This window comes from Bacteroides muris (ex Afrizal et al. 2022) (assembly GCF_004793475.1).
GTDB lineage: Bacteria > Bacteroidota > Bacteroidia > Bacteroidales > Bacteroidaceae > Bacteroides > Bacteroides muris.
Window position 1 is genome coordinate 20,496 of record NZ_SRYZ01000030.1, and the last position, 24,084, is coordinate 44,579.

20 protein-coding genes are annotated in these 24,084 nt (G+C 47.6%); 18 read left to right on the plus strand and 2 right to left on the minus strand.

Going from position 1 to position 24,084, the window contains the following annotated elements; genetic code table 11:
- Nucleotides 1-148 precede the first annotated feature (148 nt).
- The 6 genes from E5355_RS12775 to E5355_RS12800 all read left to right on the plus strand — a co-directional run bounded on the left by E5355_RS12775 (nt 149) and on the right by E5355_RS12800 (nt 9,481).
- Nucleotides 149-1,009 carry a sigma-70 family RNA polymerase sigma factor gene (locus E5355_RS12775; protein WP_002561589.1) on the plus strand — a complete coding sequence of 287 codons (861 nt, stop codon included), beginning with the start codon at nt 149-151 and terminating at the stop codon, nt 1,007-1,009.
- A 120-nt stretch (nt 1,010-1,129) separates the two neighbouring features.
- Nucleotides 1,130-1,528, plus strand: a complete 399-nt coding sequence (locus tag E5355_RS12780; protein ID WP_136010650.1) for a hypothetical protein — start codon at nt 1,130-1,132, stop codon at nt 1,526-1,528.
- A gap of 11 nt (nt 1,529-1,539) precedes the next feature.
- Nucleotides 1,540-3,291 carry a clostripain-related cysteine peptidase gene (locus tag E5355_RS12785; RefSeq protein WP_246866951.1) on the plus strand — a complete coding sequence of 584 codons (1,752 nt, stop codon included), beginning with the start codon at nt 1,540-1,542 and terminating at the stop codon, nt 3,289-3,291.
- A 175-nt stretch (nt 3,292-3,466) separates the two neighbouring features.
- The gene (locus E5355_RS12790) at nt 3,467-5,944 is read left to right on the plus strand and encodes an FAD-dependent oxidoreductase (RefSeq protein WP_136010651.1); all 2,478 of its coding nucleotides are present in this window, start codon (nt 3,467-3,469) and stop codon (nt 5,942-5,944) included.
- Nucleotides 5,945-5,955: 11 nt separating this feature from the next.
- Nucleotides 5,956-6,312, plus strand: a complete 357-nt coding sequence (locus E5355_RS12795) for a MarR family transcriptional regulator (RefSeq protein ID WP_005831273.1) — start codon at nt 5,956-5,958, stop codon at nt 6,310-6,312.
- A 259-nt stretch (nt 6,313-6,571) separates the two neighbouring features.
- Nucleotides 6,572-9,481 carry a bifunctional fucokinase/fucose-1-phosphate guanylyltransferase gene (locus tag E5355_RS12800; protein ID WP_136010652.1) on the plus strand — a complete coding sequence of 970 codons (2,910 nt, stop codon included), beginning with the start codon at nt 6,572-6,574 and terminating at the stop codon, nt 9,479-9,481.
- A gap of 6 nt (nt 9,482-9,487) precedes the next feature.
- Here E5355_RS12800 and rlmH read toward each other — a convergent pair whose 3' ends face one another.
- Complete coding sequence (gene rlmH / locus E5355_RS12805; RefSeq protein WP_136010653.1) at nt 9,488-9,961, minus strand: 23S rRNA (pseudouridine(1915)-N(3))-methyltransferase RlmH; 474 nt, start codon at nt 9,959-9,961, stop codon at nt 9,488-9,490.
- A gap of 94 nt (nt 9,962-10,055) precedes the next feature.
- Here rlmH and E5355_RS12810 point away from each other — a divergent pair, with 94 nt between their 5' ends.
- From E5355_RS12810 to E5355_RS12850, 9 genes are all read left to right on the plus strand, one after another.
- Entirely contained in the window at nt 10,056-10,448 is a 393-nt protein-coding gene (locus tag E5355_RS12810; RefSeq protein ID WP_136010654.1) for a DUF4783 domain-containing protein, read from the plus strand.
- The gene (nadC, locus tag E5355_RS12815) at nt 10,441-11,289 is read left to right on the plus strand and encodes a carboxylating nicotinate-nucleotide diphosphorylase (protein WP_136010655.1); all 849 of its coding nucleotides are present in this window, start codon (nt 10,441-10,443) and stop codon (nt 11,287-11,289) included. The genes E5355_RS12810 and nadC overlap by 8 nt, the downstream gene beginning before the upstream one ends.
- A 230-nt stretch (nt 11,290-11,519) precedes the next feature.
- The gene (locus tag E5355_RS12820; protein ID WP_136010656.1) at nt 11,520-12,230 is read left to right on the plus strand and encodes a hypothetical protein; all 711 of its coding nucleotides are present in this window, start codon (nt 11,520-11,522) and stop codon (nt 12,228-12,230) included.
- Nucleotides 12,231-12,236: 6 nt separating this feature from the next.
- A complete protein-coding gene (locus E5355_RS12825) occupies nt 12,237-12,941 on the plus strand; it encodes a hypothetical protein (protein ID WP_016274373.1) in 705 nt (234 codons plus the stop codon).
- A gap of 50 nt (nt 12,942-12,991) precedes the next feature.
- Nucleotides 12,992-13,600, plus strand: coding sequence for an RNA polymerase sigma factor (locus E5355_RS12830; protein ID WP_016274374.1), 609 nt, complete (start codon nt 12,992-12,994; stop codon nt 13,598-13,600).
- Nucleotides 13,587-14,684 (plus strand): outer membrane beta-barrel protein, encoded by a 1,098-nt coding sequence (locus tag E5355_RS12835; RefSeq protein ID WP_136010657.1) that lies wholly within the window; start codon nt 13,587-13,589, stop codon nt 14,682-14,684. Before E5355_RS12830 ends, E5355_RS12835 begins: the two co-directional genes overlap by 14 nt.
- A gap of 19 nt (nt 14,685-14,703) precedes the next feature.
- Nucleotides 14,704-15,261 (plus strand): DUF4943 family protein, encoded by a 558-nt coding sequence (locus E5355_RS12840; protein WP_136010658.1) that lies wholly within the window; start codon nt 14,704-14,706, stop codon nt 15,259-15,261.
- A gap of 4 nt (nt 15,262-15,265) precedes the next feature.
- Complete coding sequence (locus E5355_RS12845) at nt 15,266-15,928, plus strand: DUF4858 domain-containing protein (protein ID WP_136010659.1); 663 nt, start codon at nt 15,266-15,268, stop codon at nt 15,926-15,928.
- Nucleotides 15,929-16,004: 76 nt separating this feature from the next.
- Complete coding sequence (locus E5355_RS12850) at nt 16,005-16,952, plus strand: NAD(P)H-dependent flavin oxidoreductase (RefSeq protein WP_136010660.1); 948 nt, start codon at nt 16,005-16,007, stop codon at nt 16,950-16,952.
- Nucleotides 16,953-17,324: 372 nt separating this feature from the next.
- On the opposite strand, the gene ald is transcribed toward E5355_RS12850, so the two are convergent.
- Nucleotides 17,325-18,428: an alanine dehydrogenase gene (gene ald, locus E5355_RS12855; RefSeq protein WP_136010661.1), complete on the minus strand. Its 1,104-nt coding sequence runs from the start codon at nt 18,426-18,428 to the stop codon at nt 17,325-17,327.
- Between the two features lie 197 nt (nt 18,429-18,625).
- Between ald and E5355_RS12860 the strand changes: the two genes are divergently transcribed.
- From E5355_RS12860 to E5355_RS12870, 3 genes are all read left to right on the plus strand, one after another.
- On the plus strand, nt 18,626-20,359 hold the full coding sequence (locus E5355_RS12860; RefSeq protein ID WP_246866952.1) for a M23 family metallopeptidase: 1,734 nt from the start codon (nt 18,626-18,628) through the stop codon (nt 20,357-20,359).
- Nucleotides 20,360-20,526: 167 nt separating this feature from the next.
- Complete coding sequence (locus E5355_RS12865; RefSeq protein ID WP_008664769.1) at nt 20,527-22,170, plus strand: C69 family dipeptidase; 1,644 nt, start codon at nt 20,527-20,529, stop codon at nt 22,168-22,170.
- Between the two features lie 81 nt (nt 22,171-22,251).
- On the plus strand, nt 22,252-23,994 hold the full coding sequence (locus E5355_RS12870; RefSeq protein ID WP_136010663.1) for a phospho-sugar mutase: 1,743 nt from the start codon (nt 22,252-22,254) through the stop codon (nt 23,992-23,994).
- Nucleotides 23,995-24,084 lie beyond the last annotated feature (90 nt).

A 24,084-nucleotide genomic window follows, 5' to 3' on the forward strand; every position in this document is an offset into this window, starting at 1 on the left:
ATAGCGAAAAAGGGGGTGCCGGTACAATACATACCGGCATTCTTTTTGTTATATAGGATAAGATATAAATAAGGTAAAAAAGTTAGGATGAAATTATTGTAACAAAATAATTTGTCGTACCTTTGCAACCCAAATCTGTATTATAAGAATGAGACAACTTAAAATTACCAAAAGTATCACTAACAGAGAGAGCGCTTCTCTTGATAAGTATTTGCAGGAAATCGGTCGCGAGGACCTCATTACTGTTGAAGAGGAAGTGGAGCTCGCTCAGCGCATCCGCAAGGGTGACCGTGTTGCATTGGAGAAATTGACACGTGCCAATCTGCGTTTCGTTGTATCTGTGGCCAAGCAGTACCAGAACCAAGGTTTGAGCTTGCCCGACTTGATTAACGAAGGCAATTTAGGACTGATTAAGGCCGCCGAAAAGTTCGATGAAACACGTGGTTTCAAGTTCATCAGTTATGCAGTATGGTGGATACGTCAGTCCATTCTGCAGGCTTTGGCAGAGCAGTCGCGTATTGTGCGTCTTCCGTTGAACCAGGTGGGTTCGCTGAATAAAATCAGCAAGGCCTTCTCCAAGTTCGAGCAGGAAAACGAACGTCGTCCGTCTCCCGAAGAGCTTGCCGATGAATTGGAAATCCCTGTTGACAAAATCTCTGATACACTGAAGGTGTCCGGCCGTCATATCTCGGTAGATGCACCTTTCGTAGAGGGAGAGGACAACAGCTTGCTCGATGTGTTGGTCAACGACGACTCCCCTATGGCCGACCGCTCTTTGGTGAACGAGTCTCTTGCGAGGGAAATTGATAGAGCTCTTTCTACGTTAACCGATAGGGAAAAAGAAATCATACAGATGTTTTTCGGTATCGGACAGCAGGAAATGACATTAGAAGAAATCGGCGACAAATTCGGCTTGACCCGTGAGCGTGTGCGTCAGATTAAGGAAAAAGCAATCAGAAGATTAAGACAAAGTAATCGTAGTAAATTGCTCAAATCTTATTTGGGATAAATAAGAAATATCAGTTTCCGACAAATAGAAGGAATTAAAAACCGTACGTCTTTAGTAGGCGTGCGGTTTTTTTTATATCTTTGTCCCATTGATAATTCATAACTTATAACTCATAACTCAATGAAATACGTTCGTATACTTTGTGCCGTAGCTTTGGTTTTTGCGTTGTGTTCGGCTTTTACAATGAAAGATAAGGAAAAGGCTGTATATGCTTTTGGGGTGGCGGCTTCTTTCAATGATTCCATCGTATATTATACAGACATCCAGGTATTGGACAGCGTAGAGCTGGATAAGAATGGATTCTTGCCCAAGCGTGATTTATACACTTACCAGCTAAAGAACTATCTGGAGTACAATCTGCAGAAGCCGGACTATACTTGCATGATTTATTTCTCTGAAAACAAGAAAAGGTTGGAAAAAGAGGCTGCAAAGGTAAAGGGCAAGTATAAGAGGAATAAGAATATGGTTCTGCAGGTAGTAGAGCCGGGGGCCTTTAGTTTTAAGAAACCGCAGGAATAAAATATATTGTTATGAAAATGACTTTTCGTATTTTGCTTTGGATTTGTCTTTCTGGCCTTTTTGTTGCTTGTAATGATGACAATCCGGTGATAGAGATAGTAAACGTAACAAGTGTTGCGTTAAATAAGAATACACTATCACTGGAAAATGGTCAGAGTGAAACTTTAGTAGCTGCCATAACTCCTGCTGATGCAACAAATAAAAAGCTAATTTGGATTTCTAGTGACCCTAGTGTTGCAACGGTTGACGATAATGGTAAGATAACAGCTTTAAAATCAGGAAGTACTACGATTCTTGTGGTGACAGAAGACGGAGCAAAAACGGCTACTTGCGTAGTGACGTGTGGTGACGAAACTCCTCCAGATTCTGAAGTGGTGTTAGTGGAAAGTATTTCGTTGAATGCCAGTAGATTATTGCTCAGACGAGGTGGTAGTGAAATACTTATGGCTACTATAACACCTGAAAATGCTACAAATAAAAATGTCAAATGGACTTCAAGTGATGAAACTATAGCAAAAGTTGATGCAGATGGTGAAGTAACGGCATTAAAATTGGGTAGTGCTGCAATCATAGCGACTACTGAAGATGGTGCAAAAGTTGCCACTTGTACTGTAACGGTTAGTGATATTGCTGCTCAGCGTACGGTATTGGTTTATATCGTAGCAGATAAAAACGGATTGGATGAAAACTATAATAACCAGAATTTTGCTACTCAGGATGTGGAAGAAATGATGGAAGGTATGAAGTCCGTTGATGCTTCGCTATACAATCTGTTGGTTTATCTGGATAATAATGATAATCCGGTTTTGTTCCGTATAAATAGTGATAAAAAAGGGAATGTAAACAAGGAAATCATCAAAGAATATGGAGAGCAGGTTTCAACTGATACTTCTGTTATGAAGGAGGTACTGGCGCGTGCTTTCAATGACTATCCGGCTGACAGTTACGGTTTAGTGTATTGGTCGCATTGCGACGGATGGATTCCATATCCTTTAGAAGCACCTAAGACTCGTTGGGTAGGTCAAGATAAGGGAGATGGTAGTGACAACCGGATGAATATTTCAGGCTTGATGACTGTTTTGGATTCAGCGCCATACTTTGATTTCATTATGTTCGATGCGTGTTTCATGATGTCGGTTGAGGTTGCTTACGAACTACGTAAACATACTGATTATTACATTGGATCACCAACAGAGAATCCTGGACCAGGTGCGCCATACAATAGGATTGTTCCGTTGATGTTCAGACAAGATGCGGCTATTGCAATGACTGCCGAATATTTTAAAGCATATTACGAGCTATATAATGGTGGAGTCGGTATGACTAATGCAAATTGGACGGGTGGAACTTCTATAGCAGCGCTGAAAACCGAAGGATTGGAAAATCTGGCAGCAGTGACGAAGCAGGTTCTTCAAAACACTACAGACATTTCTGAGCTTCGTTCAAGTGTCTTTGATTACGATAAGCGTAATTCTTATAACGGACATGTTGGCTATTACGATATGGTAGATATGATGAAGCATCTCACGGACAATTCCGGTTATTCTGCATGGAGGCAAGCTTTCGATAACGTTATTGGCTATTGGAATACTACTCCAAAAAACTATTCCCAGTTTGCCTCTATGTTCTCAATGGAGGGTACAAACGGAGTGACGCATTATATTCCTTCCACTGCTAATACGCAAAATGCTGAGGTCGCCAATGCGGCATATCGTATAACTTCATGGTATAAAGATACCGGTCTTTCCAGGCTTGATTGGTAAAACCATTAAAACTATATACTGAACGGGTTATCATAGAAAAAGCAATCTATGATAACCCGTTTCTTTTATATCTATTCTTCATAATACAAGTTTCTTAATAATATTTTCCTTTGGAAATTATGTTTTATCGAAAATAATACTTTTCTTTGCATCGTCAAACTTAAAAACAAAGAATATGAAATACGTAATCATTGGCGGTGTAGCAGGTGGAGCCACGGCAGCCGCCCGACTGAGAAGAGTGGACGAAATGGCTGATATCCTTTTATTGGAGAAAGGCCCTTATATCTCGTATGCTAATTGTGGTTTACCTTATTATATAGGCGGAGTGATAGCAGAGCGTGAGAAGTTGCTGGTGCAGACGCCCGAATCTTTCGGCAAGCGTTTCCGCATTGATGTGCGCGTGCAGAATGAAGTAATTGCCATTCGTCCCCAAAACAAGACCATTACCATACGCAATGCTGAAGGCAAGGAGTACGACGAAAGCTATGACAAACTTTTGCTTTCTCCCGGTGCCAACCCTGTGAAGCCTCCTTTGGAAGGAATCGATTCCGAAGGCATCTTCACATTGCGCAATGTAGAAGATACCGACCATATCAAGGCTTATATCTCGGACAAGCAGGTGAAGCGCGCCGTGGTTGTAGGTGCCGGTTTCATTGGATTAGAGATGGCAGAGAATCTGCATCACGCCGGTGTTCATGTGTCTGTAGTCGAAATGGGTAACCAGGTGATGGCGCCTATCGACTTCTCTATGGCGGCACCCATCCATCAACATCTGTTGCAGAAAGGCGTCTCCCTATATCTGGAAGAAGGCGTAACCCATTTCAAGCGTACGGACAACGGAATCACTGTATTCCTGAAAAGCGGAAAGACCATTCTTGCCGATATGGTGCTGCTCTCCATCGGTGTGCGTCCTGCCACTGCATTGGCGCAACAAGCCGGCTTGAAGCTGGGCGAAATGGGCAGTATCTGGGTAGACGAACACTTGGAGACTTCCGAAAAAGATATCTATGCCGTGGGCGATGCCATCGAATACCCCCATCCGCTGACCGGAAAGCCTTGGCTAAATTACTTGGCAAATCCTGCCAACCGCCAGGGACGTATCGTTGCCGATAATATGGTGTTTGGCAATACCGTCTCCTACGAAGGCGCTATCGGCACCTCCATTGCCAAAGTATTCGACATGACGGTAGCCTCTACGGGTCTTGCAGCCAAACGCTTGAAGCAGTGGGGCATGGAATACCAAAGCTCGGTGACCCACTCGGCATCTCATGCCGGTTACTATCCGGATGCCCTGCCTTTGACCTTGAAACTGACTTTCCATCCCAAAACCGGTAAACTCTATGGTGCGCAATGTATCGGTTACGAGGGAGTGGACAAGCGAATCGACCAGATTGCCGGACTCATCAAGCGGGGTGGCACAGTCTACGATTTGATGGAGACGGAGCACACGTATGCACCTCCTTTCTCCTCGGCCAAAGATCCCATCGCCATTGGCGGATATGCAGCATCGAACATTATCAGCGGTGCCATGCCCGTCATCTCTTGGCGCGAGTTGGTGGAAGAGAAGGATAAAGTGATGCTGATAGACACCCGTACGCCCGAGGAGTTCTCTTTCGGCACCATTCCGGGGGCTGTCAATATTCCATTGGACGAAATACGCGGGCATTTGGCAGAGATACCTACGGACAAGCCGGTAGTCCTTTTCTGCGCTGTGGGTCTGCGCGGTTATCTGTCCCTGCGCATCCTGATGGGACGCGGTTATCGCAATGTGCGCAATCTGATAGGTGGTTATAAGACTTATTCTACGGCAACAGCGCCTCTGCCGTCTCCATCTGTTCCGGCGGGCGGTGGCTCTTCTTCTGCTTCTTCGGTCGCCTCTGCTGACGACGGTGCTCCTGCAGCGGCATCTACCTCTAAAAAGGAACCGTTGAAGATAAACGCTTGCGGCTTGCAATGTCCGGGTCCCATCATGCAGGTGAAGAAGGCGATGGACAGCATTGCTGCGGGTGAGCGTGTGGAGATTGTGGCTACCGATGCCGGTTTTGCACGCGATGCTTCTGCCTGGTGTGATACGACGGGAAATAAATTGATAGAGAAGCATGACGAGAAAGGACGCTATACGGTAGTCATCGAGAAAGGCGCTCCGGCTTGCGCATCCGTTTCCAACACTCCCGTAGCCGGGGGTAGGGGAAAGACGCTGATTTTGTTCAGTGACGACCTGGACAAAGCGCTGGCAACCTTCGTACTGGCAAACGGAGCAGCGGCAACGGGACAGAAAGTAACCATTTTCTTCACCTTCTGGGGACTGAACGTCTTGAAGAAAGTGCAGAAACCCAGTGTGCAGAAAGACTTCTTCGGCAAGATGTTCGGCATGATGCTGCCGTCCAGCTCTTTGAAACTGAAGTTGTCGCAGATGAATATGTTTGGCATGGGTAGCCGCATGATGCGCTTCCTGATGAAGCGCAAGGGAGTGGATTCTTTGGAGTCGTTGCGCTCGCAGGCATTGGCGCAGGGAGTGGAATTCATTGCTTGCCAGATGTCTATGGACATGATGGGCATCCAGCACGAAGAACTTCTGGATGAAGTAACCATCGGCGGCGTGGCTACCTATATGGAACGTGCGGACAAGGCAAATGTGAACTTATTTATATAGGAGGACAAGATATGGAGACTTTATGTAAAATCCGTGATGTTTATCGGGCTATTGCCGAGTTCGAGGTGCAGTTTACGCAGATGTATGATTTATCGCTGAATGAAGGAATGCTGTTGTGCACGCTGCTCAATACTCCTAAGCTGACCTCCAGCGAAATAGCCGAGGCACTGGGTTTGTCTGCCTCCAACACTTCAAAGGTCATTCGCTCTGTCGAGGGAAAGAAGCTCATTACCCGTCTGATAGGTAAGGAAGATAAGCGTCAGATGCGTTTTTCTCTTACGACAGAAGGCAAGAACCGGATTTCGGATATTAAGAATGCTACTTTCGAATTGTCGGGGTTGTTGCAGCAGGTGGTCAGCCTCGTATAGTTTTGTGTAAAAGCGGATTAATATCGTGTTTGCAGGAAGTTAATATCCTGCGGACACGATATTTGTTTCTTGTATGACACGTTGTTAATTTCTTGTATGACATGTTATAAATATCGTGTATTGCACGCTATTTATACTCAGTCGTATTTTCGTAAAGGAACACAAGCTTGATACCAAAGAAATAAATTGAAACTTCCTATGTCAATTGCTCAATATTGTTTTACTTTGCTCTTAAATAGTAAGCAATACAGCAATCGATATGCAGAAATTATTGTCTTTGCCGCCTAATCTGGTGTCGGCATTCTATGAACTGGAAAATGTAGACCGTACGGAATGGTTTTGTACTTCCGACCCGGTGGGAATGAAACTTGGCTCGGGTGGGGGAACTACCTGGCTCTTGAGAGAATGGCAGAAGGAACGGGATAGGAAGTATTTGGCGGAGGAGCGTATTCCAACAGAAAAGTGCATTCCAACAGAGAAAAGCATTCCAATAGAGAAGCGTATTCTGCTGCATGCCGGAGGACAAAGCCGTCGTTTACCGGGATATGCACCGTCGGGCAAGATATTGACCCCAATTCCGGTGTTTCGCTGGGCGCGTGGACAAAAACTGGGACAGAATTTATTATCCCTTCAACTCCCGCTTTACGAAAAGATTATGGAGCGGGCTCCCGAAAGACTGCGTACGCTGATTGCCAGCGGTGATGTGTATATCCGTGCGGAAAAGCCGCTTCAAGAGATTCCTGATGCAGATGTGGTGTGCTATGGACTGTGGGTAGACCCGTTGCTCGCCACACATCATGGTGTGTTTGTCTCAGACAGGAATCGGCCGGAATCCTTGGACTTTATGCTTCAGAAACCCTCTCTGGAGGCATTGGAAAACTTGTCCAAGACACATCTCTTTTTAATGGATATCGGCATCTGGTTATTGAGCGACCGGGCCGTTGACCTGCTGATGAAACGTTCGCAGAAGGCAGATGGGGCTTTGGACGCGGATGCGCCATATTCCGACTTGAAATACTACGACTTGTATGCTGACTTCGGCTTGTCTTTAGGAAATCATCCCCGTATTGAGGACGAAGAACTGAACAGCCTCTCTGTCGCCATATTACCTTTGCCTGGAGGCGAATTCTACCATTATGGAACAAGCCGCGAACTATTGTCTTCAACCGTTACCTTACAGAATAAGGTCTACGACCAGCGCCGGATTATGCACCGGAAGTTGAAGCCCAATCCGGCCATCTTTGTACAGAATGCGGAAGTGCATGTCCCCCTTGCTTCGAAGAACGACAGCCTTTGGATTGAAAACAGCTTTGTTGGAGCTTCTTGGCGGCTGGGGGCACGGCAGATTATCACGGGTGTTCCCAAGAATGACTGGATGCTGACCATTCCGGACGGTATATGTATTGATATAGTTCCGCTTGCCGACCATCGCTGGGCAGTACGCCCCTATGGTTTTGACGATACTTTTAAGGGAGATATTCGGGATGAAAAGACTCTGTTCCTTGGAATGTCGTTTTTGGAATGGCTGGCCGAACGGGGATTGGTGTCGGAAGACATCACCGGCAGAAAAGATGACCTGCAGGCTGCTGCCATCTTTCCGGTTGTGAAAGATAAAGAGCGGATGGGGACGGTACTTCGATGGATGGTTTCCGAACCGGGCTTGACGGAAGGAAAGGCTGTCTGGCTGGAGAGTCATCGGTTGTCTGCCGACGAAATTTCAGCACAAGCCGACTTGCGTCTGCTGTATGCACAGCGGGAGAGTTTCTGCAAAGGAAACTGGGAAGTGCTGGCACGCAACCATGCAAAGAGTGTATTCTATCAACTCGACTTGATGGATGTGGCCGGTGAATTCCATAAATTCGGCATCGACAAGCCGGAAGTATTACCGACAGACGCTCCGCTGATGCAGCGTATCCATAACCGGATGTTGCGCGCACAGATTGAGAAACTGGACGGAAGGGACTTCAAGGCAGACGAGCAGGCCGCATTCGGCTTGTTGCGCGAAGGACTGCTGACTGATTTGTATGAACGCAAGAGCAGTCCCCGCCTGAATGTGTATAGTGACCAGATAGTATGGGGGCGTAGCCCCGTACGCATAGATATGGCGGGAGGATGGACAGACACTCCGCCTTACTCCTTGTTTGCCGGTGGGAATGTGGTGAATATTGCCATTGAACTGAACGGGCAGCCGCCTTTACAAGTGTACATCAAACCTTGCGCGGAGCATCGCATCGTGTTGCGCTCCATTGATATGGGAGCCATGGAGGTGGTGAATACTTTTGAGGAATTGCAATCCTATTGCACGATAGGTTCCCCCTTTTCCATTCCCAAAGCAGCATTGGCGCTGGCCGGGTTTGTTCCGGCTTTTTCGGAAACGGTTTATCCTTCGCTGGAAAAACAACTGGAAGCCTTTGGTACAGGTATAGAGATTACATTACTTTCCGCCATACCCGCAGGTTCCGGTCTGGGCACAAGTTCCATTTTGGCTTCTACTGTCTTGGGCTCATTGAGTGACTTTTGCGGACTGATGTGGGATAAGAACGAAATATGCCGCCGCACGCTTGCCTTGGAACAATTGCTGACGACCGGCGGCGGTTGGCAAGACCAATACGGTGGGGTACTGCAAGGCATCAAACTGTTGCAGACGGAGGCTGGATTTGCCCAGCAGCCATTGGTACGCTGGTTGCCCGAGCATTTGTTTGCTCATCCGGAATACCGCGATTGCCATCTGCTGTATTATACGGGCATTACGCGTACAGCCAAGGGCATCCTTGCAGAAATAGTGCGCTCCATATTCCTTAACTCTTCCTTGCACCTGGGGTTATTGGAAGAGATGAAAGCACATGCCTTGGATATGGCCGAAGCCATTCAACGGAATGACTTCAAGGGTTTCGGAACACTGGTAGGCAAGACATGGATGCAGAAGAAGGCACTGGACAGTGGAACAAATCCTCCTGCCGTAGAGGACATTATCCGTCAGATAAAAGACTATACCTTAGGATATAAACTGCCGGGAGCCGGTGGGGGAGGTTATCTGTATATGGTGGCTAAGGATCCGCAGGCAGCCCTGCGCATCCGCGAGACCTTGACGCAGAATGCACCGAATCCGAGAGCCAGGTTCGTAGAAATGTCGCTCTCGGATAAAGGATTCCAGGTGTCGCGGAGCTAAAATTGATTATTCATGATGATACGGCCCCCCGTTCAGTATGTTCATCGCCCGGTAGAGTTGTTCCACAAAGATGAGGCGTACCATCTGATGGGAAAAGGTCATGCGTGAGAGGGACATTTTCTCGTGTGCCGCCTCGTACACTTTTTGGGAGAATCCGTAAGGGCCTCCGATAATGAATACCAGCCGTTTGTTCACGATATTCATCTTGCGCTTCATATAGTCTGCAAACTCTATGGAGCGCATTTCTTTTCCACCTTCGTCCAACAGTACGACCACATCTCCCGGCTGGAGAGCTTTCAGTATCAGTTCCCCTTCCTTTTCTTTCTGTACTTCCGTTGAAAGGCTCTTGGTGTTTTTCAGTTCGGGGATGACCTCCATCTCGAATGAGAGATAGCGCCTGGTGCGTTGCACATAGTCGTTGATGGCTGTGATAAAGTGTTGTTCTACAGTTCGTCCTACGACGAGCAGAGTTGTTTTCATGCTGGTTCAGTTTTGATTAGCGCACAAATTTAGTATTTTTTTATTGTATTTTGAGACAAATGCTTACCTTTGCCTATCATAAATACTTGTGAAAATGAAAAAACGGGTAATCTTTTTGTTGACCGGTCTCTTCATTTGGACGTCTGTGCTGCTGGCCCAGAACGTTCCCGAGGGAGTGATTGGAGCCTTCAAGGAAGGAAACTCTCAGGAGCTCAACAAGTATCTGGGTGAAAAGGTCGATTTAATCATTCAGAATAAGTCGACCCACGCCGACAAGCGGACGGCAGAGGGCACAATGGCTGCTTTCTTCTCCAACCACAAGGTCGGCGGTTTTAATGTGAACCATCAGGGGAAACGTGATGAGTCAGGTTTCGTCATCGGTACCTTGATGACCGCAAATGGAAACTTTCGGGTGAATTGTTTCTTCAGAAAAGTACAGAACAAATATGTCATACATCAAATAAGGATAGATAAAACAGATGAATAAGGAAGAAGAATTGATTGACAGGCTGATAGACCTGGCTTTCGCCGAAGATATAGGCGATGGAGACCATACAACCCTTTCGTGCATTCCTGCTACGGCAATGGGCAAGTCCAAACTGCTGATAAAAGAACCGGGCATACTGGCCGGTATCGAGATAGCCAAGGAGGTGTTCCGCCGTTTCGACCCCACCATGAAGGTGGAAGTGTTTATTAATGACGGTGCCGCCGTAAAGCCGGGCGATGTGGCCATGATTGTGGAAGGCAAGATACAGTCTTTGTTGCAAACGGAGCGTCTGATGCTGAACATCATGCAGCGCATGAGTGGCATTGCCACCATGACACACAAGTATGCCGAGCAACTGAAAGGTACGAATACCCGTGTGCTTGATACCCGTAAGACCACTCCGGGCATGCGTATCCTCGAGAAAATGGCGGTAAAAATCGGTGGCGGTGTAAACCACCGTATCGGCTTGTTCGATATGATTTTGCTGAAAGACAACCATGTGGACTTTGCCGGAGGAATCGACAAGGCCATCAACCGTGCGAAGGAATATTGCAAGGAAAAAGGTAAAGACCTCAAGATAGAAATAGAAGTGCGCAACTTCGACGAATTGCAGCAAGTGCTCGACCTAGGCGGCGTAGACCGTATCATGTTCGACAACTTTACGCCGGCAATGACAAAGAAAGCGGTGGAGATGGTAGGTGGCCGCTATGAAACGGAATCTTCCGGCGGCATCACGTTTGATACGCTCCGCGACTATGCTGAATGCGGTGTGGACTTTATTTCAGTAGGAGCTTTGACTCACTCCGTGAAAGGATTGGACATGAGCTTTAAAGCATGTTGACAAAGGCGGAAAGCATTATTGCAGAATAATAAGGAAAGCCTCTCATAAAGAATGCTGCATTACGGCAGACTTATGAGAGGCTTTCTCTTGATAACCAGCAGAGTAATGACTCCTGAAAAAACAGATGGTGTATTGGGGTGAAACAGATGGTCTGTTGGGGACGGATAGATGATGCGTTTGGCTATAACGGATGATGTGTTTCAGAGTAATGGATAATAGCGTAGGAAGATATGAAAAACATAACATGGAATAAAGTAAAAACAACTGTCAAAGATTGGCAAGTGGGAGACTACATCCGGCAGACTTCCATTGTGGTGATTGGCGTACTGATTACTTTTGTCGGTAGTGAGTTGGTTACTCAAAACTCCGAGAAAAAGGATATTCAAGCCACCATGTCGCTGATTAGGGATGAACTGAAAAGTAACCGGGAAAATTATAAGAGTATCGTTTCAGAGTTTAGAGAGGATGAACGTCTTTCCAGCTTATTGGTGGAGCATGACTTAAAGCATCGGACGATACCGGAAGATTCATTGATACAGTTCCGCTTTCTTATGGGGCATATCCGCAGTTTTTATTATAGTCAGAATGCATTGGATATACTTAAAAACTCCATGTTGATGCAGAAGATTTCAGATAAAGAGCTACTGTTGCAGTTGACCGGAATCTATGAGGTATTGGATGGATTTAGGGCGACTATGAATGGCTATTACGATATGAAGGACGAAGTTATGGTTCCTTTCCATTTGGCATTGACTGACGAACAGACGGACCAGATAAATCGTGGAGGATATGAGGCATGGGATATTTACTTGTCGGACAGGTCGGTACGGAACTTTGTCAGGGTAGCGCGGAACTATTTCACGCCGGACTATGTAGAACGTGTGGGAAAACGTATAGACGAGGCAATACAAGCGCTTGAGAAAAAGTATCATTTAGAATGAAAAGATATGGGAAAGACAAGCTTTAACAGGTTGAACCATAAGATAAAAAGCTGGCGCATAGGTGATTATTTCCGTCAGTTCAGTATTGTGGCTGCGGGCATCATTGTCACTTTCTGGGGAAACGACCGGATTACCGAGAACGCCCGCCAAAAGGAAGTGCGTGCTACGATGCAGCTGATAACGGAAGAGTTGGAATATAATAAGCAGGAGCTCCGTAATATAAAGCACTTGTTGGATATTGACATACACATGAGTCTGCTGTTGAAGGAACATGATATGGATGTATCCAAGATACCGACAGATACTCTGTGGAAGTATGGCAAGCTTTTCAATAATATGGATGAATTCTCTTATAGGACAGATGCGCTGGATGTGCTGAAAGGTTCTTCATTGATGCAGTATATACCGGACAAACGTATGTTGCAGGATGTATTGCAGACTTATTTTGAGTTGGGCAGGAAACAGAGGGATGTCGGTGATTACTATGCAACGAAAACAGATGCTCTTATGAGTGCTGCCATGTCCAGGGAGTTGGCGCATGTTTTTGATGGTGACGACAGTCTTCGGGACCAGGCCTTGTTTCTTGTGCAGTATAAGAAATTTATCAATTACGTCAACATGGTTCCCGGTTTTCTGTATTGGCATGAATTTGATGAATTGGATGAAAGGCTGGCCAAGCAGATTCAAGTATTGAAAGCCAAATATAAGTAATCTCCGTTCTTTAACATCTTTTTATATTTAATTCAGCAGCATTTTCAAAAATGCTGCGTCTAACTAACAAACGACGCGAAGAGGCGTCCGTAAAACGAGCACTGACATTGGAAAATGAGATAGAACTGATTGAGGGCTGCCGGGCAGGAAAGGATTCCGCCCGAAAGGAATTATACACCCTCTACTCCAAGCAGATGCTGGCGGTATGTTACCGCTATACGGGCGATGTCGATGCGGCCCATGACGTATTGCACGATGGCTTCATCAAAATTTTCACCCACTTCACCTTCCGTGGCGAATGTGCATTGAGTACCTGGGTGACAAGGGTAATGGTGACGCAGGCGATAGACTACCTGCGGAAACAGCAACGTTTCAGCCAACTGGTGGTGAATGAGGAACAGTTGCCCGACATTTCGGATGAAGCGAGCATTGTCGAAACTGGAGGCCGTATTTCCGAAGAAATGCTGATGGCGTTCGTGGCGGAACTTCCCGATGGATGCCGTACTGTATTCAACTTATACGTCTTTGAGGAGAAATCGCACAAGGAAATAGCCGAAATCCTCCACATCAAAGAGCATTCGTCTACCTCGCAGTTGCATCGTGCTAAGTGTTTGTTGATAAAAAGAATTAAAGAATATACTGAATATGAGAGAAAATGATGAAATAACCGGTTTGTTCCGCAGTCGTCTTGCCGGCGCAGAGATGACAGTGCGGGAGGACTTCTGGGAAGGGTTGCAACGTGACTTGCCGTCACCGGTTGCCGCAAAAGGCAGGAGGCCGCTTTTTCTTTCTCCGAGGTTTCACCGCGTAGCCGCAGCCGCCTCTGTTGTATTTGTACTGGGAGCTGCTTCTGCCGCTTTCTGGTATTTCTCTCCGAAAGAGGAAATCAAGGAGGCCTTTACACAAGTGGCGGCCATGACGCCGGAAGGCAACTTGAACGGGGATGTGGTGCAGGAAAGTTTTTCCTCTATCCGTCAGGCGAACCCCGTGGCACAAAAGCCCGGTACACAGCATCCTGCTAACGGTATTCCGGCAGTATTGACGACGCAGGCCGATGAGGATGAATCCGTGTCTGTCCATGTTTCCTTCAGAATTACCCAACGGGTGTATGGAAACCGGCAACAGCCGGGAAACGGTTATTACAGTAACGGAATTCCGGCCGGAAACGGGGACTACTATTCAAATCCTGGCCATAAGGATAATATAGATGGAATGCCGTCATCTTTTGAGGAAGAACCGGCAAACTCTGTGGATGTATCACCGTTAAAGCCCCGTAATTGGGCATTGAAAGCAGGCATCGGCACTTCCCTGCCGAAAGGGAATTTCCATATGCCGTTCACGGCCGGGGTAAGTGTGGAACGTCGTTTGAACAAGCATTTCTCCTTGGAAGCCGGTCTTCAGTATAATTGCTTGGATGGTGACCGTACGTTGCATACGCTGGGAGTTCCGGTAAGGTTGAACATGATGCTGGCCAGTACGCCGAAAGTGGATTTCTATGCTATGGTAGGCGGAGCAGCCGAGAAATGTATTGCAGGTGCTCCGGACAATGGTTTCGGCGCAGAGCCGGTACAGTTGTCGGTTGCTGCCGGAGTAGGGGTACGCTATAAAATGAACGACCGTTTTGCCTTGTTTGCAGAGCCGTCCGTTTCTTGTCATTTTGATACGGATTCACAGACGAGAACCTTGCGTACGGAACGCCCTACCAACCTGAATCTGTTGTGCGGCCTGCGCATGACTTATTAATCTTAAATATCATGCAAATATGAAGACTCTATGCAATAAATTACATATATTCGGGCAGACTATGCTGCTTGTATTCTTTACTCTTTCTGTTCTCTCTTTGGGCTCTTGCAGCAAAGAGACGTTGGACTACAACCATCCGGATGTAGGCTTGTTTGTCAAGCAGTTGAAGGCTGGCAAATATTCTACTCAGAGTCCGGATGGGTTGAGTAACATGCCCAAGTTCACTTCCGAAGATATAGAGGAATTGCTGAAGTATGCCGAGGACTTGACGGCCATTCCCGCTTTTCCTCTGGCTCCGGTGTCCTATTCGGCAGGCGGCAAGCTGCGTCTGGGCGAATGCATCTTGTGGACGGTAGAGACTATCCGCCTCGGGAATAATGCTTCGATGGGATGCAAGATGGTACATACGGATGCGGAGAATTATGAAGGTATCTATTTCCTTTCGGACGAAGAGGTGCTGGATGCCGCTTCGCGCTACCGCCGCTGGTGGGAAACCCGTAAGTATCCACGGACTATGTGGACGATTGACCCCTGTTATGACGAACCGCTTTGTGGTAGCGGATATATGTGGTGGTGATTTTATGAGAAAGTTTATACTTGTTTGGGGGCTGCTCTGTGCAGTAGCCTTCCCTTGCTATGCCCAAAACTGGACCTCTCAGGACTCGTTGAGGCTGAACCGGTTGCTGAAGGGCGAGGGGGAGATAAAACTGAATCCGGAGGCATTGCAAGAATTGGAAATGAATAATTTCCTGGGCAGTCCGAAAGCGGTGATGGACAAGTCGTGGATGGATTTTGATAATTCATTGCCCGTCATGCCGAAAGCACCCGAGAAGAAAGTGGTACTTACCCTGCGTCCCTATACGGCCAATACCAAATATAATTGGGATCCTATTTATCAGAAAAAAATAAAGGTAGACAAAGATACGTGGCGGGGAGACGAATTCTATGCGCTTAAGATTCTGACGATTCCCACGAACTGGGCTAAACATCCGTTTGATGCCGGTCTGCGTGAGACGGTGGAGCAGATTGAGGCAACCGGTCTGCGTTACCGGGTGACGGAGCGTGCCAATAATATGGCTGTGGGCGGTTGGCAGCGTATCGGTGGTGTAGGAATATCCGGGCTAGACCTGATGGTGCCTTTTACCCGTGAGTTTTGGAATTTCAAAGGCCGGAAGCGCCGTGCCCGTACGCTGGAAGTATTGAAGGCATATGGTGACTCGATAACAGTTTCGGGAAAACAGTAATTTATTACTTTTGTCAGATTTTGAACTTTCTTTCTCCTCTTCTTGTTTTCATCAGTAACTTTTAAGAAAAGTAAGAATGAACAGATTGACTTCTCTATTCGGAATAAGATATCCGATAATTCAAGGTGGCATGGTGTGGTGTAGCGGCTGGAGACTTGCTGCTGCTGTAAGTAATGCGGGAGGGTTGGGCTTGCTCGGTGCAGGTTCGATGCACCCCGAAACGTTGCGGGAGCATATCAGGAAATGCCGTGAGGCTACACATCACGCTTTTGGTGTGAATATTCCTTTGATGTATCCTCAAATAGAAGAGATAATGCAGATTGTGGTCGACGAGGGAGTGAAGATTGTATTTACATCTGCCGGCAGCCCTAAGAAATGGACCGGGTGGTTGCACGAGCGTGGCATCACGGTGGTGCATGTTGTTTCGTCCTCGCGTTTTGCCGTGAAGGCTGAAGAGGCGGGCGTCGATGCAATAGTTGCCGAGGGCTTCGAAGCCGGTGGGCATAATGGGAGGGAGGAGACTACCACTCTGTGCCTGATACCTGCTGTACGTGCAGTTACTACACTTCCTCTGATTGCCGCCGGCGGCATTGCGACGGGCGAGGCCATGCTGGCCGCCCAGGTGTTGGGGGCAGAAGCTGTACAGATTGGTACACGCTTTGCCTTGACAGCAGAGAGTTCTGCAAGCGAGGTGTTCAAGGATTACTGCTTGCATTTGGAAGAAGGGGATACCCGTCTGCTTTTGAAGAAATTGGCTCCGGTGCGTCTGGTGCGCAATAACTTTCGCAGCGCCGTAGAGGCTGCTGAGGCTGTGGGAGCTTCAGAGGAAGAACTTTGTAGCCTTTTAGGGCGTGGCCGTGCCAAACGTGGTATTTTTGAAGGTGACCTGGAAGAAGGGGAACTGGAAATAGGGCAGGTATCCGCTTTGCTGCATGGAAAGGGAGTGCAATCTGTGGCGTCGGTCGTGCAAGAGTTGGTAGAGGAGAGCAGAAAGGCGTGGGAGAGGATGCGGGAAGCGTTCTGAAAAAACGGTGACAAGATAATTATACATAAGTCTTTTCGTATTTTTGACTCGGTATAGAGAATCATTGATATTATAAGTCCGGTATTTAGGAGACGCGCAGACGGTCGTTGTTTTTAAATTTTTCTAATAAAGAAATCCATTATAGAGTTATAAGTTATAAGTTGTTTGCTGATTACAGTGCCTGCCAGCAAATAACTCATAACCTATAACTCATAACTAAAAAGAGAAGCTCATGTCTCTATTCATTACAGACTTCTTTCAGACCTTGTTCCACACTAGTTCCAAGAAATCTCCGTTCATTTTCAATCTTTGCATTACACTGCTCGCTATGTGGCGGGAGAAAGAAGAAAATGTGTCAAAGTTCTCTTTTTCCTATTTTTCCGGTTCATATTTCAACCCGAAGACGTCGGCTACGGCTTTGTATGTTACCTTGCCTTCCACTATGTTCAATCCCAACGCCAGGGCCGGGTCGTCCTTGCAGGCTTGTCGCCAGCCTTTGCATGCCAGAGCAACGGTGTAGGGCAGGGTGGCATTTGTCAGCGCCATGGTTGAGGTGAAGGGAACGGCGCCGGGGATATTGGCAACGGCGTAGTGCACAATTCCGTCCACAATGTAGGTAGGGTCGCTGTGCGTGGTAGGGTGGGAGGTTTCAAAACAACCACCCTGGTCGATAGCTACGTCCACGAGTACGGTGCCGGGTTTCATCATCTTCAGCATTTCCCGGGTGATGAGATGTGGGGTCTTGTCACCGGGAATGAGTACGGAACCGATTACCAAGTCGATGTTCGGTAATTCCATTATGATGTTATGAGTGGAAGAATAGAGTGTCTTTACGTTTTTCGGCATCACTTCGCTCAGGTAGCGCAGACGGGGGAGATTGATGTCTGTAATCAGCACTTCGGCGCCCATTCCGGCAGCTATCTGTGCGGCATTGGTGCCCACGATACCACCTCCAAGGATAAGTACGCGCGCGGGGCGTACACCCGTCACGCCGCCCATCAGTTTTCCCTTGCCGCCTTGTGGTTTTTCAAGGAAGCGGGCTCCTACTTGCGTAGCCATACGTCCTGCCACCTCGCTCATGGGAGTAAGTAGCGGAAGTGAGTGGTCTTCCTTTTCCACGGTTTCGTAGGCGATGCAGACAGCACCGCTTTCAATCATGGCTTCGGTCAGTAATTTATCGGCGGCAAAGTGGAAATAGGTAAATACCACTTGTCCCTTTTTAATCAGTTTGTACTCCGGTGCAATAGGTTCCTTTACCTTGACAATCATGTCGGCTACGGCATACGTGTCTTCAATGGTCGGTAAAGTCTTTGCACCTACGGCGATGTAGTCATCGTCGGAGAAACCGCTGTTTGCGCCTGCCGTGGCCTGCACATACACCGTATGACCTTTTTTCACCAACTCGGCTACTCCGGCAGGGGTCATGCCCACACGGTTCTCGTTGTTCTTGATTTCTTTGGGTACTCCGATAATCATAACCTTAAAGTTTTAATTGGGGGTTAAACATGGCGCAATATAGCGATTTCCCGGCTTGGGTGTTATCGGTGCATCTATGTTCTTCAACAGGATTTTTATGTATGTTTTAATCAATGATAATTGTAGCTTTCTGTAGGTAGAGAGAACTATTCTTTTTATATTTGCATGCATTTAAAATAATATTGACCCTACAAAATATGAAATATCCTATATTTTTCTTTCTTTTGTTCTTTATTGGTAGTGTGCAAAGCGGTTATGCCCAAGAAACCGATACAGACAAGCCCTCCTTCATCCCGCCTTTTGATTTTCCCATCATTTTTTCCGGTAACTTCGGCGAGATACGTGCCAACCATTTTCATGGCGGACTGGATTTCAAGACCGGCGGCACCATAGGCAAGGCGGTACGCGCCTTGGCAGACGGATATATTTCGCGTATCCGCGTCACCCACGGCTCAGGCTATGTGCTCGATGTGATGTATGATAACGGCTATACCGCCATCTACCGTCATCTTAGCGCCTTTGTGGGTGAAGTGGCAAAGCGAGTGAAGGCTCTTCAGTACGAAAAGGAAAGCTGGGAAGTAGAGATAATTCCCGAGCCTGCTCCCGTGTCAGATGAGGGAGGCGATAGAGATAGAGGCAGTAATAATCTCGGGGTGCATATCTTGGGCGAATATCCCGTGAAGGCCGGTCAGATAATAGCTTTAAGCGGAAACACCGGATACTCTTTCGGTCCGCACCTGCATCTGGATATGATAGAGACGGCTACGGACGAATATATAGACCCGCTGCCTTTCTTCATGGACAAGGTGAAGGACAAGACTGCTCCGCGTGCCGAAGGTATCATGCTGTTTCCCCAGCCGGGAAAAGGAGTGGTGGAGGGCAAGCAGACGCGACGGGCTTTTCCGGCACATCCAACGAAACCCATTACCGCCTGGGGACTGATTGGTGCAGGTATCCGTGCCTACGATTATATGGACGGAGTGCAGAATAAATATGGCGTGAAGACGGTGATTCTCGAAGTGGACGGCGAGGAAGTCTTCCGCAGTACGGTAGACCGCTTTGCATACGAGGAAAACCGATATATCAATTCGTGGACGCAAGGTCAGTATATGAAGTCTTTTATAGAGCCGGGCAACCGCCTGCGCATGCTGCAGGCATCCAACGGCAATCGCGGACTGGTGGAAATCAACGAAGAACGCCCTTATCGGTTTGTCTATACGCTGAGCGATGCGCTGGGAAATACCTCCAAGGTTCGCTTCACGGTGCAGGGGCAGAAGACGACAATTGCTCCGGTGGAACATCGTGAGAAATACGCACTCAAATGGGACAAGGTGAACTATCTGCAGGAACCGGGGTTAGAATTGGTCATTCCGAAAGGAATGCTCTACGATAACGTCCTGTTGAACTATTCTGTGCGGGCTGATAGCGGTGACATAGCTTTCACCTATCAATTGAACGATACCCGTATTCCTATGCACGGTGCCTGTGATTTACGTATCGGCTTGCGCCGACGTCCGGTAGAGGATATGACCAAATATTATGTGGCGGGCGTGACGGCGCGCGGTGGAAAATACCGTATCGGCGGTAAGTATGAGGATGGTGTCATGAAAGTGCGTATACGGGATTTGGGGACTTATACCGTGGCAGTGGATACGGTTCCACCGGTGATAACTCCCGTGAACCAAGCCCAATGGGGACGTACGGGAAAAATCATCTTCAAGGCCAAGGACAAGGAAACCGGCATCAACACCTATCGGGGTACGATTGACGGAAAATATGCCTTGTTTGGAAAGCCCAACTCCATCAGTGGTAACCTGGTGTGCGAGCTCGACCCGAAACATGTGGAGAAAGGCGGCAAGCATGTGGTGGAGATGACGGTGACGGATGGCTGTGGCAACTGTACCACCGAACAGTTTGATTTTGTATGGTAAAGCCTCTCCCCCGACCCCTCCTTCGTAGGGAGGGGAGGTCAGAAGTTACTTTTGCTATATATAGTGTAATAAATAAGTGTAATAAAAATATGTGTAACAAGCTATCATTTTCTTCTCCCCTCTCTTTCGGAGAGGGGACGGGAGTGAGGCCTTAATTTATTAGAAGTATGAAAAGTAAAAGACTGACTCTTTCCGTCTTGTTTGTTGTGGCAGCCGTGGCGAATGCGCTGGCCTGCACCAATCTTATCGTGGGCAAGAACGCCTCCGCGGACGGTTCTACCATTGTTTCCTATTCTGCCGATTCCTATGGCTTGTTCGGCGAGTTATATCATTATCCGGCCGGCATGCACAAAAAAGGCACGCTGATTGACATACACGAGTGGGATACCGGCAAATACCTCGGGCAGATAGAACAGGCCCGCCAGACGTACAACGTCATCGGCAATATGAACGAATTCCAGCTCACTATCGGTGAGACGACATTCGGCGGACGCCCCGAACTGGTAGACACTACCGGTATTATCGACTACGGTAGCTTGATTTATCTCGGACTGCAACGTTCACGCACTGCTCGCGAGGCTATCAAGGTGATGACGGAATTGGTGCAGGAATATGGCTATTACAGTAGTGGAGAATCCTTCACCATTGCCGACCCCAACGAGATATGGATTATGGAGATGATTGGCAAAGGACCCGGTGTGCGTGGTGCCGTATGGGTAGCTGTCCGTGTGCCTGACGATTGTATCTCCGCTCATGCCAACCAAAGCCGTATTCATCAGTTCAACATGAACGACAAGGAAAACTGCATGTACTCTGCCGACGTCATCTCCTTTGCACGTGAGAAGGGTTACTTTGATGGTGTGAATAAGGATTTCAGTTTTGCCGATGCCTACGCTCCGCTCGATTTTGGTGCCCGTCGCTATTGCGAGGCCCGTGTATGGAGCTATTTCAATATGTTTACCGACCGCGGTAACGAGTTCCTGCCTTATATATTAGGCGAGACGAACACTCCGATGCCCTTGTTTGTGAAACCCAACCGCAAGGTTTCCGTGCAGGATGTGAAGAACGCCATGCGCGATCATTATGAAGGTACTCCTCTCGATATCAGCAAAGATTTCGGCGCAGGCCCGTATCATACCCCGTACCGTCTTTCTCCACTCTCTTTCAAGGTGGGCGACCAGGAATACTTCAATGAGCGTCCCATCTCCACTCAGCAGAGTGGTTTCGTATTCGTGGCACAGATGCGCTCCGAGTTGCCCGACCCTATCGGTGGAGTACTGTGGTTCGGCACGGATGATGCCAACATGACGGTATTTACGCCTGTATATTGCTGTACGGACAAGGTTCCTGTGTGCTACACCCGCGTGGACGGCGCCGATTACATCACTTTCTCCTGGAACTCCGCTTTCTGGATTTTCAACTGGGTGGCCAATATGGTTTATCCCCGTTATGACTTGATGATGGGCGACGTGCGTGCCACTCAGACAGAGTTGGAGACAACTTTCAACGAAGCGCAGGAAGGCGTTGAGGCTGCTGCTGCCAAACTGCTGGAAAAAGACCCAGCCAAAGCAAAGGCATTCCTTACCAATTATACAAACATGACTGCCCAAAGCACCTTTGATACTTGGAAACGTCTTGGCGAGTTTCTTGTCGTAAAGTATAATGACGGTGTTGTCAAACGTATGAAAAACGGTCAATTCGAACGTAATTCCATTGGCCAGCCGGCAGGCGTAATCCGCCCGGGATACCCGAAGGAGTTCCTTGAAGAGTATGTCAAGCAGACGGGAGACAGATATAAAATGCCTGAATAAAATTAGGATATTTGAACTTATTCTTCTACATTTGTGTCTTACAAAAAAGTTTATATTAACTCTTAAAATAATAACAGTCTTATGGAAAATCAGGAACTGATTAAGCAGGTGACTGAGAAAGCCGAAAAATGGCTTACCCCGGCGTATGATGCCGAAACTCAGGCGGAAGTGAAACGCATGTTGGAAAATCCAGATAAAACCGAATTGATAGACAGTTTTTATAAAGACCTGGAGTTTGGAACGGGCGGTCTGCGCGGCATCATGGGTGTGGGTACAAATCGCATGAACATCTATACCGTAGGAGCAGCTACTCAAGGTTTGTCCAACTATCTGAACAAATGCTTTGCAGATAGAGATGAAATCTCTGTAGTGGTAGGCTACGATTGCCGTAACAACAGTGACAAGTTTGCCAGAATCTCTGCCGACATTTTCTCGGCAAACGGCATTAAGGTTTATCTTTTCGATGCCCTTCGTCCTACGCCGGAAGTTTCATTTGCCATTCGTCATTTGGGATGCCAAAGTGGTATCAACATCACTGCCAGCCACAATCCCAGAGAATACAACGGCTACAAAGCTTATTGGGATGACGGTGCGCAGGTGCTCGCTCCGCACGACACAGCCATCATCGACGAGGTGAACAAGGTGACTGTGGACGACATCAAGTTCAACGGTAACCCGGAGTTGATTCAGATGATTGGTAAGGATGTGGACGATGTTTATCTGAGTATGGTTCATTCCATTTCCATCGACCCCGAAGTCATCTGTCGGCAGAAAGACCTCAGCATTGTGTATACTCCGCTTCACGGCGCAGGCCGCGTGCTCATTCCAGATTCACTGAAGGAGTGGGGATTTGAAAATATCAACTGCGTGCCCGAACAGATGGTGAAGGATGGCAATTTCCCGACAGTGGTTTCTCCGAACCCCGAAAATGCCGAAGCCCTTTCCATGGCCATTGCGCTGGCCAAGAAGATTGACGCCGACATTGTGATGGCAAGTGACCCGGATGCCGACCGTGTTGGTATGGCCTGCAAGGACGACAAAGGCGAATGGGTGCTTATCAACGGTAACCAGACTTGTCTCATCTTCCTGTACTACATCATCAAGAACCGTATTGCAATGGGCAAGATGCAGCCGAACGACTTCATCGTGAAGACCATTGTGACGACTGAACTCATCAAGGCTGTGGCGGACAAGAACAAGATTGAAATGCGCGACTGCTACACCGGCTTCAAGTGGATTGCCCGCGAAATCCGTCTGAGCGAAGGCAAGCAGCAGTACATCGGTGGTGGCGAAGAAAGCTACGGCTTCCTGGCCGAAGACTTTGTCCGTGACAAAGACGCGGTTTCTGCCTGCTCTTTGCTGGCCGAAATCTGTGCTTGGGCCAAAGACCAGGGCAAGACACTCTATGACGTATTGATGGAAATCTATGTAGAATACGGATTCTCGAAGGAAACCACCGTGAATGTGGTGAAACCCGGTAAGAGCGGTGCCGAGGAAATCAAGGCGATGATGGATAACTTCCGTGCCAATCCTCCGAAGGAAATAGGTGGTTCGGCTGTCAGCCTGATTAAGGATTACAAGACGCTGGAGCTTACTGATGCTCAGGGTGGTGTAAGCAAGCTGGATATGCCCGAGACATCCAATGTACTTCAGTATTTCACTGTAGACGGCACGAAGATTTCTGTCCGTCCTTCCGGTACGGAACCGAAGATTAAGTTCTATATCGAGGTGAAGGGCGAGATGGGCTGTCCGAAATGCTATGCCAGTGCTGATGCCGAAGCTGAAAAGAAAGTGGAGGCAGTGCGCAAGTCACTCGGCATCTGATAGGAAAGAGTAAAATGTGTATATAATGTTCGGAGGAGGTTGTGTCAAAATGCTGGCACAACCTTTTTTTATGCGCAAAGCCCGGACTTT

Bases quoted from the DNA above. Each gene is read 5' to 3' on its own strand.
- E5355_RS12865 (WP_008664769.1), top strand. From the start codon at position 20,527: ATGAAAAGTAAAAGACTGACTCTTTCCGTCTTGTTTGTTGTGGCAGCC.
- E5355_RS12825 (WP_016274373.1), top strand. From the start codon at position 12,237: ATGGGAAAGACAAGCTTTAACAGGTTGAACCATAAGATAAAAAGCTGG.
- E5355_RS12800 (WP_136010652.1), top strand. From the start codon at position 6,572: ATGCAGAAATTATTGTCTTTGCCGCCTAATCTGGTGTCGGCATTCTAT.
- E5355_RS12810 (WP_136010654.1), top strand. From the start codon at position 10,056: ATGAAAAAACGGGTAATCTTTTTGTTGACCGGTCTCTTCATTTGGACG.
- E5355_RS12790 (WP_136010651.1), top strand. From the start codon at position 3,467: ATGAAATACGTAATCATTGGCGGTGTAGCAGGTGGAGCCACGGCAGCC.
- E5355_RS12835 (WP_136010657.1), top strand. From the start codon at position 13,587: ATGAGAGAAAATGATGAAATAACCGGTTTGTTCCGCAGTCGTCTTGCC.
- E5355_RS12840 (WP_136010658.1), top strand. From the start codon at position 14,704: ATGAAGACTCTATGCAATAAATTACATATATTCGGGCAGACTATGCTG.
- E5355_RS12795 (WP_005831273.1), top strand. From the start codon at position 5,956: ATGGAGACTTTATGTAAAATCCGTGATGTTTATCGGGCTATTGCCGAG.
- E5355_RS12860 (WP_246866952.1), top strand. From the start codon at position 18,626: ATGAAATATCCTATATTTTTCTTTCTTTTGTTCTTTATTGGTAGTGTG.
- E5355_RS12845 (WP_136010659.1), top strand. From the start codon at position 15,266: ATGAGAAAGTTTATACTTGTTTGGGGGCTGCTCTGTGCAGTAGCCTTC.
- E5355_RS12775 (WP_002561589.1), top strand. From the start codon at position 149: ATGAGACAACTTAAAATTACCAAAAGTATCACTAACAGAGAGAGCGCT.
- ald (WP_136010661.1), bottom strand. From the start codon at position 18,428: ATGATTATCGGAGTACCCAAAGAAATCAAGAACAACGAGAACCGTGTG.
- E5355_RS12785 (WP_246866951.1), top strand. From the start codon at position 1,540: ATGAAAATGACTTTTCGTATTTTGCTTTGGATTTGTCTTTCTGGCCTT.
- nadC (WP_136010655.1), top strand. From the start codon at position 10,441: ATGAATAAGGAAGAAGAATTGATTGACAGGCTGATAGACCTGGCTTTC.
- E5355_RS12820 (WP_136010656.1), top strand. From the start codon at position 11,520: ATGAAAAACATAACATGGAATAAAGTAAAAACAACTGTCAAAGATTGG.
- E5355_RS12870 (WP_136010663.1), top strand. From the start codon at position 22,252: ATGGAAAATCAGGAACTGATTAAGCAGGTGACTGAGAAAGCCGAAAAA.
- E5355_RS12780 (WP_136010650.1), top strand. From the start codon at position 1,130: ATGAAATACGTTCGTATACTTTGTGCCGTAGCTTTGGTTTTTGCGTTG.
- E5355_RS12850 (WP_136010660.1), top strand. From the start codon at position 16,005: ATGAACAGATTGACTTCTCTATTCGGAATAAGATATCCGATAATTCAA.
- E5355_RS12830 (WP_016274374.1), top strand. From the start codon at position 12,992: ATGCTGCGTCTAACTAACAAACGACGCGAAGAGGCGTCCGTAAAACGA.
- rlmH (WP_136010653.1), bottom strand. From the start codon at position 9,961: ATGAAAACAACTCTGCTCGTCGTAGGACGAACTGTAGAACAACACTTT.